We start from the raw sequence: 15,571 nt of genomic DNA, 5'->3' as shown, positions 1-15,571 counted from the left end.
TCGGACCCCAACACCTCACGCTGCCACAACGCGTAATCCGCATACTGCACCTCGAGCGGCGCCCACCCCGGCACCTCACCCCGAGAACGAGCCTCATACGCCACCATCACATCACGCGTCAACGGCCCCATCGACACACCATCACCACTGATGTGATGAACCACCATCGCCAACACGAACTCCGACTCCGACACCGCGAACAACCGCGCCCGAACCGGAACCTCCACCGCCACATCGAAACCAGCCGACAAGAACTCCGTCACCGCACCGACGACATCGGACTCCGACACCGCCACCGGCGACACATCCAACCGCACCCGATCCGCCGACAGGATCTCCTGGAACCCGACACCGTCGACCTCCGGATACACCGTCCGCAAAATCTCATGCCGACCAACAACATCCGACACAGCAGCCTGCAGAGCCGCCACATCCAACAACCCCGACAACCGAATCGCCACCGGAATATTGTTCGCCGACGACAACGTATCGAAACGGTTCAAGAACCACATCCGCTGCTGCGCCAACGACAACGGAATCTTCTCCGGACGCACCCGAGCAGTCAACGCCACCCGCGCACCCGAACCGATCTCCGACTCCACCCGCGCAGCCAACAACTCCACCGACGACGCCTCGAACAACACCCGCACCGGAACCTGCGCATCGAGCGCCTGCCCCAACCGAGCCGCCACCCGAGTCGCAATCAACGAATTACCACCGAGTGCAAAGAAATCGTCATCCAACCCGACGCGCTCGACACCCAACACCTCGGCAAACACCGACGCAACGATCTCCTCCACCGCCGTCACCGGCGCCCGGAACACCGCAACCTCGAACACCGGCTCCGGCAACAACTTCCGATCCAACTTGCCAGAGGAGTTCAAAGGCAACTCGTTCAAGACCATGATCGCGTTCGGAATCATGTAGACAGGCAACGACTCGGGAAGTGCATTCCTCAGGTCTTCCACGTCGATCACCGAATCCGGGACAGCGATCACATGCGCAACCAACTGATCGCCCATATCGGTGGATGCAACGGTGACCACGCACTGAGCCACCGTAGGGTGCGCCAGCAGAGCGGATTCGATCTCACCCAGTTCGATCCTCTGTCCGCGGAACTTGACCTGAAAATCGGTACGCCCGACATACTCGAGCTCGCCTGCGGTGTTCCACCACACCAGGTCCCCGGTGCGATACATCCGACTGCCACCGACATTGACTTCACCGTCCGTGTCGTTCGTCTCCACAAATGGGTTCGCGACAAAACGATCACTGGTGAGATCGGGTCGCGCGACGTAACCGCGGGCCAGTTGATCACCGGCCAGATACAACTCACCTGCAACGCCTACCGGCACCGGCCTCAATCGGCTGTCCAACACGTAGACCTGGGAGTTCCACTCGGGCACCCCGATCGGAATCCCTGTTGACTCTGATCCGTCGACCTCGTAGTAGGTGATCGAGACCGCAGCCTCGGTAGGGCCGTACACATTGTGCATGCCTGCAGAGGACACCCGAGCGAATGCGCGCACCGTCTCGACCGGCAATGCCTCACCGATCACGAAGACGTCCCTCAGTGACACCAATGCGTGCTCCGGAACCGAAGTCGCGAAGACGGTCAACATCGACGGAACGAAGTCCGTCAGCGTCACCCGATGATCTTCGATCAGACCAGCCAGATATGCGGGATCTCGATGTCCGTCGTGAGATGCCAGCACCACTCTCGTACCGGACAAAAGCGCAGTGAAGTATCCCCACAACGAGACGTCGAATGTCGTTGCAGTCTTTTGCAGATAGACGTCTTCTGTGCCGATGGCGTACTGATCCTGCATCCACAGGACCTGGTTCACGATGGCGTGATGCGAGACCGCAACACCCTTGGGCTTGCCCGTGGAACCCGAGGTGAAGATCACGTAGGCGGCATTCACATCACGCAGTCGACCACGACGATCAGCATCGGAAACGATTGAAGCCGAATAGCTCGAGAGATCGACAGCGTCGATCAACAGCACGTCGGCGCCGTTCGGCGCTACGAAAGCATCCCGCGTCGTCGACAGCACACAGACCGGATCGGCAGTCGTGAGGATGTGCCCGATCCGCTCGGCCGGGTGATCAGGATCCAAGGGCACGTAGGCTCCGCCCGCGGCGATCACCGCGTACATACCCACTACGAGATCGAGCGATCGACGCATCGCCAAGGCCACCAACGATTCGGGCCCGACCCCGTTGTCGATCAGCTTGCGTGCCAATTTGTTCACACGTTCCGACAACTCGCCATAGGTCAGCGACTGGCCGTCGAACACCACGGCAACAGCATCGGGTGCCAACGCAACGCGGGTGTCGAACAGCGAAGCCAACGTCTCGCTGTTCTCAACGTCATGGGCGGTGGAGTTGCGCGCAATCAACAGCGACTCGCGCTCGGCCTCCTCCAACAGTTCGATGTCACCCACGGTGATCGACGGATCCACGACCACCTGCTCGAGGATCCTGGTGAAACGATCGGCAAATCCACGAATGGTCGACTCGTCGAATAGGTCTGTGGCGTATGCGAACTCGGCGAACATGCCAGATTCGTGCGTATCTTCGATGTGAGGAGCGAGGGTCAGTTGAAGGTCGAATTTCGCGATACCCGCGTCGAACTCGAGGCCTGAGACCTCCAAACCTGAAAGCTCCAACGCATCCTGCGACATGTTCTGGAAGAACAGCGCGACCTGGAACAGCGGGTGATGAGCCTGCGATCGGGTGGGGTCCAGTACCTCGACCAATCGCTCGAACGGAACATCGCCGTTGCCTAGCGCCTGAAGGTCGGTCCTTCGCGTTGCCGAGACGAGTGAACGGAATGTACTCGAGAGGTCCACGGGAGTCCGCAGGACCAGCGTATTCACGAACATACCGATCACATCGTCGAGCGCCTTTTCGCCTCGCCCTGCAACCGGAGTACCGATCACGATGTCACTGGTACCGGACAATCTTGCGAGAAGCACGGCGAGGGCCGAATGCATCACCATGAACAGCGACGCGTTCCGCTCGCGTGCAAGTGAGTCCAAGCTCGACCGAAGCTCTTCACTGACGGAGAAGCGGTACGTAGCGCCACGATTCGAGGCGACGACCGGGCGGGGTCGGTCAGCCGGTAACGAAAGCACTTCCGGCGAATCGCGGAGGACGGAGCGCCAGTGGTCCAGCTGAGCCGAGATCAACGAATTCGGGTCGTCCTCGTCGCCGAGGACCTCCCGCTGCCAGAGTGCATAATCGGCGTACTGCACCTCGAGCGGAGTCCAATTCGGAACGCCATTCGAAACCCGAGCGGCGTAAGCAACCATGACATCCCGAGTCAACGGACGCATCGAGAACCCGTCCGCTGCAATGTGATGCACAACGAAGGCGAGAACAAATGCGTCCGCCCCCACCTCGAACAACTGCACACGGAACGGTACCGACATTGTCACATCGAACCCTGCCAGAGCGAGCGTCAGCAGTGCCTCTTCGATCCGAGTTCCGCCCAGAGTGACTGGGGTGAGATCGAAAGATACCTCTGAGGCAGGCAGAATCACCTGCTGACCTTGCCCACCCGCCTCCGGGTAGATCGTCCGTAGCGATTCGTGCCGATCCACCACATCCGATACGGCCAACTGCAGTGCCGACAGATTCAACTGGCCACTCAAACGCAGCGCAATCGGAATATTGTTGACGGCCGATTCGGGGTCGAAGCGGCTCAGGAACCACATGCGCTGCTGAGCAAGTGACAACGGAATCGTCGTGGGGCGAGATCCTGCGACTAGTGCCGGAATGTTCCCGGAACTGACGTGTGACGAGATCGCCGCCGCCAGCGACTCTACATTCGAATTTTCGAACAGGACCCTCACGGGGATCGTCGTATCGAGCGCTCGCCCGAGCCTGGCGACCAATCGTGTGGCTACGAGCGAATTGCCACCCAAAGCAAAGAAATCATCATCCAACCCGACACGCTCGACCCCCAGAACGTCGGCATAGACGCCCGCTACCGCCAACTCCGTATCAGTCGCGGGTGTTCGATACTCCCGCACCTCGAATACTGGCTCCGGCAACGCCTTCCGATCCAACTTACCGTTCACCGTCAGCGGAAGCTCCTCGAGCACCACCACAGCATCCGGAACCATGTACCCGGTCAAGAACTCGCTCACCCTCGTCGACACAACGGAAGCAACAAGATCCATGCCAGCCTCGGGGACCACATACCCCACCAGACGATCACCGAGCGCAACATCCGAGCGCACGACCGCCACAGCGCCAGCCACCCCAGGCACACGCAACAACGCAGCCTCGACCTCGCCGAGTTCAATCCGGAACCCACGCAACTGAATCTGCGAATCACTTCGGCCCGCATACTCGAGCACCCCGTCGACACTCCACCGTGCAATATCGCCTGTCCGGTACATCTGATCACCGGAACCGCTGCGGCCGAACGGGTTCGCAACAAAACGACCAGCAGTCAACCCGGGCTGGCCCACATACCCACGCGAAAGCTGACCACCAGCGATATACATTTCGCCTCGAACACCCACCGGCACAGGGCGAAGCCGATCGTCGAGTACGAACACCGACAATCCACCAAGGCCCCGGCCGATCACCGAACCAGTCGCCTCACGAACCATCACCGAATCGAGTGCAGAGAACGACACGTGCACAGTGGTCTCGGTAATCCCGTACATGTTCACCAATCGCGGCGAACTATCGTCATGACGGTCATACCAACGCACCAACTGAGACAAATCCAGCGCCTCACCGCCGAAGATCACATGACGCAACGACAACGAGCCGGCCGAATCGCCAGCCATCCGATCCGCCTCGGCGAACTGATAGAACGCCGAAGGAGTCTGATTGAGCACCGTCACCCGCTCACGCGCTACCAACTCACGGAATTGCTCCGGCGAGCGAGAAGTCAGGTAATCCACCACCACAACAGTGCCGCCGTACAACAGCGGGCCCCACAACTCCCACACCGAGAAATCGAACGCGTAACTGTGGAACAACGTCCATACGTCCGAACCATCGAAACCGAACCGCGGCTGAGCATTCGCAAACAACTCCACCACATTTCGATGACTGACCGCCACACCCTTCGGCTTCCCAGTTGAACCGGAGGTATAGATCACGTAGGCAATATCATCGGCACGCAACGCAGAACGACGATCACCGTCCAAGACCGGGGAACCGTCGTAATTCGCCAAGTCCAACGCCATCACATCAAGAACTGGCACCTCGACATCGACGACATCACCCGCAGCGACGACGCACACAGGGCGCGCGTCCGCCAACGTGAAAGCGATACGCTCCGCCGGATACGTCGGATCAATCGGAAGATAGCCACCACCGGCCTTCACCACGGCCAACAACGTGACAACCAACTCAACCGACCGCGGCAAAACGACCGCCACCAACGACTCCGGTCCAACACCACACTCGATCAGATTGCGCGCCAACCGATTTGCCGCCTCATCCAGTTCACCGAACGACAACCGGCGATCCTCGAACACCACGGCAGTCGACGAAGCCGCACCCGCAACCCTCGCATCGAACATCGACACCAATGTCGTGCCGGGTTCGACCTCGACACCAGGAACCATCCAAGAATCCAGAACGTCCGAACGCTCGGCAGCATCGAGCAAATCGATATCACCGACCACCACCGTGGCATCCGCTGCAATCGCTTCAAGAATCACAGTCAGCCGACCGGCGAAAGATTTCACCGATGCCTCGTCGAACAAATCCGTCGCATAAACGAGTGCCACACTCAGGCCCCCTGACGCAGCAGTCGCGTCGGACTCCCAGATCGTGAACTGCAAGTCGAATTTGGCTATTGCCGAATCGACATCAAGCCCGGAAATGGTCAATCCCGGTACCTCGAGGCTGCTTTGCGTGCTCTGCCCAAGATTTTGCATAGAGAGCATCACTTGAAACAGCGGGTTCCTCGACTGCGATCGCGAGGGATTGAGCACCTCTACCAACCGCTCGAACGGAACGTCCGAGTTACCGAATCCATCGAGATCGATGTCTCGAATACGGGCGATCAAGTCGATGAAAGACATGTTGACGTCAACATCTGTACGGAGCACGAGAGTATTGACGAACATCCCGATCAGGTCGTCGAGAGCCTGATCGCCTCGACCGGCGACCGGCGTTCCGATCGCAATGTCCGAAGTCCCGGACAACCGCGCCAGCAGAATCGCCACGGCGCTATGCAACACCATGAACAGTGATGCGTTGTTGTCCAGCGCAATTCGATTGAGAGCCTGGTGGAGCTCCGGTTCGATCGTGAATGTGTGCCCGGCTCCGCGATTCGACGCGACGCGCGGGCGCGGGCGGTCCGACGGAAGATCGAGCTGATCGGGGATACCGGCCAACGCGTGGCGCCAGTAGTCGACCTGGCGAGTGATCAGAGAATCCGGGTCGTCTTCACTGCCGAGAACCTCGCGCTGCCACAGTGCAAAGTCGGCGAACTGTACGGGCAGCGGAGCAAGATCGTGCGAAATTCCTTGTGTCCGAGACACATAAGACGAAACGATGTCCTTGGTCAACGGTCCCATGGAGAACCCGTCACCGCTGATGTGATGGACGACGAACACGAGGACGAATTCGTCGGCGGCGAACTGGAAGAGTGCCGCCCGAATCGGAACCTCGGTGGTCACGTCGAATCCCGGAGCGACGAAGTCGGTCACGCGCTCGACGATCGCCGACTCGTCTACCCGTATGGGAGTCAGGTTCGGTACCACGGCTGCAATGTCGACCAGGCGCTGATATCCGACGCCGTCGACCTCCGGGTACACAGTCCGAAGGATCTCGTGCCGCTCGATCAAATCCTCGAGTGCGCCTTGTAACGCATCGACATCGAGCACTCCGCTGAGCCGCAGCGCGACCGGAATATGGTCGACTGCCGATTCTGGTTCGAATCGATTGAGGAACCACATGCGCTGCTGTGCCAAAGACAGCGGAACCAACTCGGGGCGCTCGCGAGGGATCAGGGGAACGTGAGCCTTGCGGTCTTCTGAGATTTTCGCTTCGTCGATGAAGACGGCAAGTTCTGCGGCGGTGGGTGCGTCGAAGAAGTTGCGCATGTCGATGGAGATGCCGTGTTCGGCATTGATCCGCGCAACCACGCGAGTGGCGAGCAACGAGTTGCCGCCCAGTTCGAAGAAGCCGTCATCTGCCCCGACCCGATCCTGCCCGAGGAGATCGGCAAAGATCGCGATTACACCGGTTTCGGTGGGTGTCGCGGGCTCGCGGTATTCAACCGTCTTCGACACGAATTCGGGCGCGGGCAAGGCTTTTCGATCCAGCTTGCCGCTGGCATTGAGCGGAAACTCGTCCAGTTCGACGAACATGGCAGGGACCATGTAGTCGGGTAGCCGTTCACCCAACGACGACGTCAGAAACTCTGAATCGATACCCTCGGCGACGATGTAGGCCACCAAGTTGTCACCGATCGTTTCGTCCGAATGGACGACCACCACGGCTTGGGAAACACCTTCGCAATCGAGCAGTGCCGCCTCGATCTCACCGAGCTCGATGCGCAGACCGCGGAGCTTGACCTGAAAGTCGGTGCGACCGATGTATTCGAGCTGACGGTTCGCTCCGGCGCCGCGCCAGCGCACCAGGTCTCCGGTTCGGTACATCCGGGATCCGTCGGTAGCGCCCGGCCGAGCCACGAAACGGTCCGCCGTGAGATCCGGTCGCGACACGTATCCCCTGGCCAGCTGTACCCCCGCAAGATAGAGCTCTCCTGCCACTCCTGAAGGCGACGGCCGGAGCGCGTCGTCGAGCACCAGGAGTTCGGTGTCCGCAACTGCTGCACCGATCGGCACGGACACCTGATCTCGCTCACCGGTTTCGTAGTACGTCACGTCGACGGCAGCTTCGGTCGGGCCGTACAGATTGTGGAGTCCAGCACTGCTGACCTCGCGTAGACGTGCCGCGGTTCGAGCCGGCAGCGCCTCACCGGATGCGAACACGTATCGAAGGGTTTTCACCTGCGCAACAAGGGGTTCGGCGACGAACACTGCGAGCATCGACGGCACGAAGTGCACCGCCGTCACTCCGCGCTCGATCATCGTGCGAGCCACGTACGCCGGATCACGATGTCCGTCGGGTTCCGCGATCACCAGCGATGCACCGACCTGCAGCGGCCAGAAGAACTCCCACACGGACACATCGAAAGTGAAGGGTGTCTTCTGCAAGATCACGTCGTCGGCAGTGAATCCGTACTCGGTCTGACGCCACTGCAGGTTCGCGACGATGGCACGGTGAGAGACTGCAACGCCTTTGGGGCGTCCGGTCGATCCGGACGTGAAGATGACATACGCAGTGTTGTCCGCGCGCAGCGGCGCCAACCGGTCGGCATCGGTGACGGTTGTCTCGGCATGACCCGACAAGTCGAGGGTGTCGACGTCGAGCGTGGGGGTACCGTGCGGCAGCACCACGGCATCGGACGTACGTGTGAGCACAGCCGTGGGCTGCGCGATCTCGAGTACGTACCCGAGACGGTCGGCAGGATGATCCGGGTCGAGTGGAACGTACGCGCCGCCGGCCTTGACGATCGCGTACATCGAGACGAGGAGATCGATCGATCGACGCATCGCGAGACCGACGAGGCTGTCCGGTCCGACACCTGCCGTGACGAGTTCACGGGCCAGGCGGTTCGCTCGCGCGTCGAACTGTGCGTAGGTGAGCTGCGTTCCGTCGTAATCCAGCGCGAGCGCATCCGGCGTCCGCTCGACCTGCTCGTCGAAGAGTCCTGCGAGGGTCACGTGGGCATCGGACTCCGCCGCCACCTCGACGAGCGACGTTCCGTCGGTGATGAGATGGTCGACCACCGCACCGAGACCGTCGGCCTCGCTGGCGATCAGCTCCGGCAGCACCGTGGAAACGACAACAGGAACCAGGGCATCTGCCCCCAATGCCCCGCCCATCGCGGTGTCGAGAGTGACCAACTCGTCATTGAGTCGTCCGTAGCTGATTTCGGTTCCACCGTGGCTCAGAGCCACTCGATCAGGGTCTACCGCCGCAACTGCGGCTACCAACTTCGGCAGATCTTCGATCGTCAGCGACTGCGGTCCCGGAATACCGACGGACATCTACACTTCCTCCAACTGACTTTCGTGAAGTGCGCCCCGGCCGAGCACAGTGTTCTGCTCGGCCGGAGGCGTTCACTGGGCAAATACTGAATGTTACCCGGCCGTACCCCCATGGCCCGCTGACACCGACTGTGCGTCAGCTATCACCGAGCTCACAAGTGTGGCGAGTCCGTCGACGCCGAGTGCCGGCAGGATGCCCGGAACAAGGCCGGCGAGCGACACTGATACCAGAGCATCGGGGGCCAGAGCGGCTCCCATGGCGGTACGCATGGCAACGAGTTTGGTCGACAACTCGCTGAAGGTGACCGTCTGATCACCGTGGGTGAACGCAACTGCCTCAGGATCGGCGGCCGCCGCCGCGGCTGCCAGTTCGGGCAGATCTGCCGCGGACTTCGGCTCGGCAGCACTCGCTTCCTCGCGTTCCTGCTCGGTCACGATGTCGATCGTACGAATCACGACCTCGGGATCGGTCACCAGTTCGTCGAGCACTCGCCCGAATCGCGCCGCGAAAAGCGCGATGGTCGATTCGTCGAACAGGTCGGTCGCATAGGTGAAACGCATCCTCAGCCCGGACAGCACCCCGGCATCATCGAATTGCTCGATACCGGTGAGCTGCAGATCGAACATCGCCTGGTCGAAACCGTTGTCGACCGCAGAGAGTTCGAGGCCCGGGAGTTGGAAAGTACCGAGAGCCATGTTCTGGAACGTGAGCATGACCTGGAAGAGCGGCGAGTATGCGTGAGAGCGCTCTCGCCCCAGTTCGTCGACCAACCGCTCGAACGGTACGTCGGCATTGGCGAATGCCGACAAGTCCTTGTCCTTCACGTGTGCCAGAAGGTCGACGAACGTCGAAGCAGGAGCGATCTCCGTTCGCAGGACCAACGTGTTGACGAACATCCCGACAAGATCGTCGAGAGCCCGTTCACCTCGGCCCGCGATCGGCGTACCGATTGCGATGTCGTTCGATCCACTCATCTTCGCCAGCAGCACGGCCAGGGCAGTGTGAACCACCATGAAAACGGTCGAGTTCTGCTCCCGTGCGATCGTGGCGAGCCGGTCCGTGGTCTCGGAATCGACCGCAAACTCGAATTCCGCACCGCGCATGCTCGCCCGCGCCGGCCGCGGCCGATCGGTCGGCAGTTCCAGAAGCTCCGGAGTGCCCTTGAGCTCGTTCACCCAGTACGCGAGTTGACGGCCCAGCTGACTGTCCGCGTCTTCCGGCGATCCGAGCACTTCACGCTGCCACAGCGCGTAATCGGCGTACTGCACTTCGAGCGGAGCCCACTCCGGCGTCTCTCCGCCGGAGCGCGCGGTGTACGCGACCATGGTGTCTCTGATCAACGGAGCCATCGAGAAGCCGTCACCGCTGATGTGGTGAATGACAACGACGAGGACCCGCTCGGATTCGTCCACCTCGAAGAGACGGATTCGCAACGGAACGGCTGTCGTGACATCGAAGCCCTCGCGAACTGTGTCAGCCACCTGCTCGGCGACCGACGCTTCGTCGGTCGCGATCACTTCCAGTCCCACCCTCGCTGCGGAGCGAGCCAGGATCATCTGAACCGGTCCGTTGCCCTGGTCCGGGTATACCGTCCGGAGCACTTCGTGACGCTCGATCAGATCCGACACCGCGGAGTTAAGCGCGTCGACATCGAGTGCGCCGGACAGCCGGATCGCGACCGGGATGTTGTACGCACCCGATGTCTTGTCGAACTGATTGAGCACCCACATACGTTGCTGCGCCAACGACAGCGGGATCTCGTGCGGACGCACCTGAGCCACCAACGGTGGGCGGCCACCAGATCCCGCGTGTTCGAGAACCCTCGACGCCAATGCCCCGACATTCGAGGCCTCGAAGATCACACGGACCGGAATCTGCGCGTCCAACGCCTCACCCAGCCTCGACACGACCTGCGTCGCGACGAGAGAGTTTCCGCCGAGCTCGAAGAAGTCGTCGTCGAGTCCGACCCTCGCGACACCGAGTACGTCAGCGAACACACCCGCGACGATCTCTTCGACGGGGTTGGTCGGCGCACGGAATTCGGTCGCCTCGAATTCGGGGTCGGGCAGGGCTTTGCGATCGACCTTGCCGTTGATGTTGAGCGGTAGTTCGTCCAAGACCATCAATGCCGCCGGCACCATGTAACTCGGCAACTCCGCCACAAGAGTCCGCTTCAATGTTTCGACATCGATGCTTTCCCCGCCTTGAGGAACGACGTAGCCGACAAGTCGATCACCGGTACGCGCATCCGACTTGGCCACCACCACAGCGGAGTCCACGCCGGCCTGTTTGCGAAGAAGCGCTTCGATCTCGCCGAGTTCGATGCGGTAGCCACGGATCTTGACCTGGAAGTCGGCGCGCTCCACGTAGTCGAGTTCACCGTCTTCCGTCCACCGGACGAGGTCGCCGGTGCGGTACAACCGCGAACCCGCGTCACCGAAGACGTTGGCCACAAATCGTTCCGACGTCAGATCCGCACGTCCGTGATAGCCGCGAGCAAGCTGGGCACCGGCGAGGTATAGCTCCCCGGTGACTCCGACGGGGACCGGATGCATACGCGTGTCGAGCACGAACACCTGAGTGTTCCATTCAGGGGCACCGATCGGCACCGAGGTCGTGTCGCCCGAACCGACGACGTGCGCTGTCACCGAGACCGCGGCCTCGGTCGGACCGTACAGATTCACCAACTGCGCGTCGCTGAGTTCTGCGAACTCGGTCGCGGTCGCGGCCGGCAACGCTTCACCGATCGCGAGCACCTGACGGAGGGATTCCGGAAGGCGATTTTCGGACGCCGACTGCAACATCGCGAGCATCGACGGCACCACGTGGAGCGTCGTGACCTTCTCCCGGGTCATCAGGTCGAGCAGGTAGCTCGGGTCCTTGTGACCTTCGGGTTCGGCGATCACCAGTCGTGCACCGGATGTCAGTGCCGACCAGAACTCCCAGACCGAGAGGTCGAAGGTTGCCGCGGTCTTGAGCACCATCGCATCGGATCGGTCCAGGCTGTACTGATCGCGCTTCCAGAGAATCTGGTTGACCACCGCCCGATGCGAGATCGCGACGCCCTTCGGCCGCCCCGTCGATCCCGACGTGAAGATCACGTAGGCGGTGTTGTCCACTCGCAGTGGAGCACTGCGATCCGCATCGGTAACCGTCACTTCCGCGTAGGACGCGAGATCGATCGTGTCCACCTCGATCACGGAATCACCGAACGCCGGATTCTGCGCAGTGGTCGTGGCCGTGAGGACGCAGACCGGATCTGCCATGGTCAACACGTACTCGATGCGGTCCGACGGGTGGTTCGGATCGATCGGTACGTATCCACCACCTGCCTTCACCACCGCGTACATGGCGACCAGCAGTTCGACCGATCGCTCGATTGCCAACGCGACCAACGACTCCGGACCGACACCGGTTGCAATCAGATGGCGTGCGAGTCGGTTGACACGTGCATCGAACTCGGCGTAGGTCAGCGACGTGTTTCCTGCGACCAATGCCACCGCGCCTGGGTTCGAACCGACCTGATCGTCGAACAGTTCGACCAGAGTGGCTTCCGGGACGGAGTGATCGGTCTCGTTCCAGCGGTTCAGGATCCGGTCGCTCTCGGACGAATCCAGCAGCGCGAAGTCGCCGACGGTCAACGACGGATCGGACGCGATCTCCCCGAGCAAACGCACGAATCGATCGGCGAAGTCCTGCACGGTCGACTCGTCGAACAGATCATGCGCGTAGCTGAACATCGACGTGATGCCGGCTGCAGATCCGTTGGCGTCGTACCGATCACTGACGATCAACTGAAGATCGAACTGCGCGACCCCGTTGTCGATATCGACGCCCTTGACCGTGAGTCCCGGAAGCTCGAGCCCTCCGGTTTCCATGTTCTGGAACAGGAAGCCGACCTGATAGAGCGGATGACGAGCGGTCGAACGCGGTGGGTTGAGCACCTCCACGAGTCGCTCGAACGGAACGTCCGAATGTGCGAATGCTTGAAGGTCGGTCTCCCTGACACGTCCGAGCAGGTCGAGGAACGGCGCACCGCTGTCGATCTGTGTACGGAACACCAAGGTGTTCACGAACATGCCGATGAGATCGTCGAGTGCCCGCTCACCACGTCCTGCAATGGGTGTACCCACCGCGATGTCCTCGGTTCCGGACAGTCGAGCCAACAACATCGCGAACGCAGTGTGCGTGAGCATGAACAGCGTCGAATTGTTTGCCCTGGCAAGACTGCTCAACCGCGCATGCAACTCCGCATCGATATCGAAATGCAGGTAACCGCCGCGGAAGGACTGCGTCGCTGGGCGCGGCCGGTCGGCGGGAAGTGCAAGCTGATCAGGCAGCCCGGCAAGAGCATCGCTCCAGTACGCAATCTGCTGCGAAGCAATAGATCCCGCGTCCTCCTCACTGCCCAGCACCTCTCGCTGCCACAGGCTGTAGTCGGCGTACTGAACGTCGAGAGGAGCCCAGGACGGTGTGTACCCGGCAACCCGCGAGGCGTATGCGGTCACGACATCTCGTGCGAACGGAGCCATCGAGGAACCGTCGGCGGAAATATGATGAATCGCGACACCGAGTACGTATTCGTCGGAAGCCAACTGGAACAACCGGATACGAATCGGAATCTCGCGTGTGACGTCGAAGCGCGTCGACGCCAGCGCAACCAACTCACCTTCGAGCTCGTCCACGCCGGTCGGTTCTGCGACGATTTCTTCCGACCAACTCGACACGGGCTTGACGACCTGCACCGGACCGTCTCCGATTTCCGGGTAGACGGTTCGAAGTGATTCGTGCCGCCCGATCACATCAGAGATGGCCGCGCTCAGCGCCGAGACATCGAGATCACCCTGAAGGCGCAGCGCCATCGGGATGTTGTACGCCGCAGCGCTCCCGTCAAATCGGTTGAGGAACCACATACGCTGCTGCGCCAACGAAAGCGGAATCCGCTCTGGCCGCTCGACAGCGGTCAGCGCGACTCGCCCACCCGAACCGGTCCGGCTTTCGGCATGTGCCGCGAGATCCTGCACCGTGGATGCTTCGAACAGAACTCGAACCGAAAGTTCGGTGTCGAGAGCATCGGCGATTCGTTTGATCGTGCGAGTGGCGTTGAGAGAGTTGCCGCCGAGCTCGAAGAAATCGTCATCGAGACCCACACGATCAACACCCAACACCTCGGCAAACACCGACGCAACGATCTCCTCCACCGCCGTCACCGGAGCCCGGAACACCGCAACCTCGAACACCGGCTCCGGCAACAACTTCCGATCCAACTTCCCCGAAGCATTGAGCGGCAACGCATCCAACACCACAAACTGCGACGGCACCATATACGACGCCAACCGCTCCCCCACACCCACCTTCACCACATCAACATCAACCGAAGACCCCACCGCAGCAGTGACATACGCAACCAACTGATCACGCCACACCACCACCACCACAGAACCCACACCCACCTGATCCCGAACCGCAGCCTCGATCTCCCCCAACTCGATCCGCTGACCACGCAACTTCACCTGAAAATCACTACGACCGACATACTCGAGCTCACCCGACACACCGATCCACCGCACCACATCCCCCGTGCGATACATCCGCGAACCCACACCACCGAACGGATTCGCCACAAACCGCTCCGCCGACAAATCCACCCGCCCGTGATACCCACGAGCCACCTGAACACCCGACAAATACAACTCACCCGCAACACCCACCGGCACCGGACGCAACCGCGAATCCAACACCAACACCGACGAATTCCACACCGGAGCACCCATCGGCACCACCACACCCACACCATCAAGCGGACCCGCCGCCGTCGCATGCACCGTGAACTCCGTCGGACCATACAAATTATGAACCTCAACCGACGGCAACACCGACAACACCCGACCCACCACCGACGCCGGCAACGCCTCACCCGCCGCGAAAATCACCCGCAACGAACCCAACCCAGCACCACCGAGACGCGAAATCGTCGCCTCCGACATATCGACCACCTGATCGACGAACACCTCCAACATCGACGGCACAAACGAAACCATCGACACCGACTCCGCCGCCACCACCGACGCCAAATACCCCGGATCCCGATGACCATCATGAGCAGCCACCACCAACCGAGCACCCACCGCCAACGGAACAAACAACTCCCACACCGACACATCGAACGTCACCGGAGTCTTCAGCAACACCACATCAGAACCCGACACCGCATAACGCTCCGCCAACCACGACACCTGATTGACCACACTGCGATGACTGACCGCCACACCCTTCGGCCGACCCGTCGACCCCGACGTGAAAATCACATACACCGTATTCCCCGACCGCAACGGCGAAACCCGATCCACATCCGAAACAGGAGCATCCGAAAAACCAGACACATCAACAACATCAACCTCGACCACCGGCACCACACCAGCATCGAAACCAACATCAGAAGTACTGACCACACACACCGGCGACG

Annotated in this window: 2 protein-coding genes; both read right to left on the bottom strand. The window is 61.0% G+C overall.

Annotated features, from left to right (window positions below; genetic code table 11):
• The coding region (locus tag ACFQ6H_RS29185) for an amino acid adenylation domain-containing protein (RefSeq protein WP_378650320.1) at positions 1-9,104 on the bottom strand (9,104 nt) is incomplete at its 3' end.
• Between the two features lie 93 nt (positions 9,105-9,197).
• Positions 9,198-15,571: amino acid adenylation domain-containing protein (locus ACFQ6H_RS29180; protein ID WP_378650318.1), on the bottom strand; the 6,374-nt coding region annotated here is incomplete at its 5' end.

It is taken from the genome of Rhodococcus sp. NPDC056506 (assembly GCF_042794945.1).
Taxonomy (GTDB): domain Bacteria; phylum Actinomycetota; class Actinomycetes; order Mycobacteriales; family Mycobacteriaceae; genus Rhodococcus_F.
Note: the sequence above shows the minus strand (reverse complement) of the source record. Positions and strands in the feature narration are given on the sequence as shown.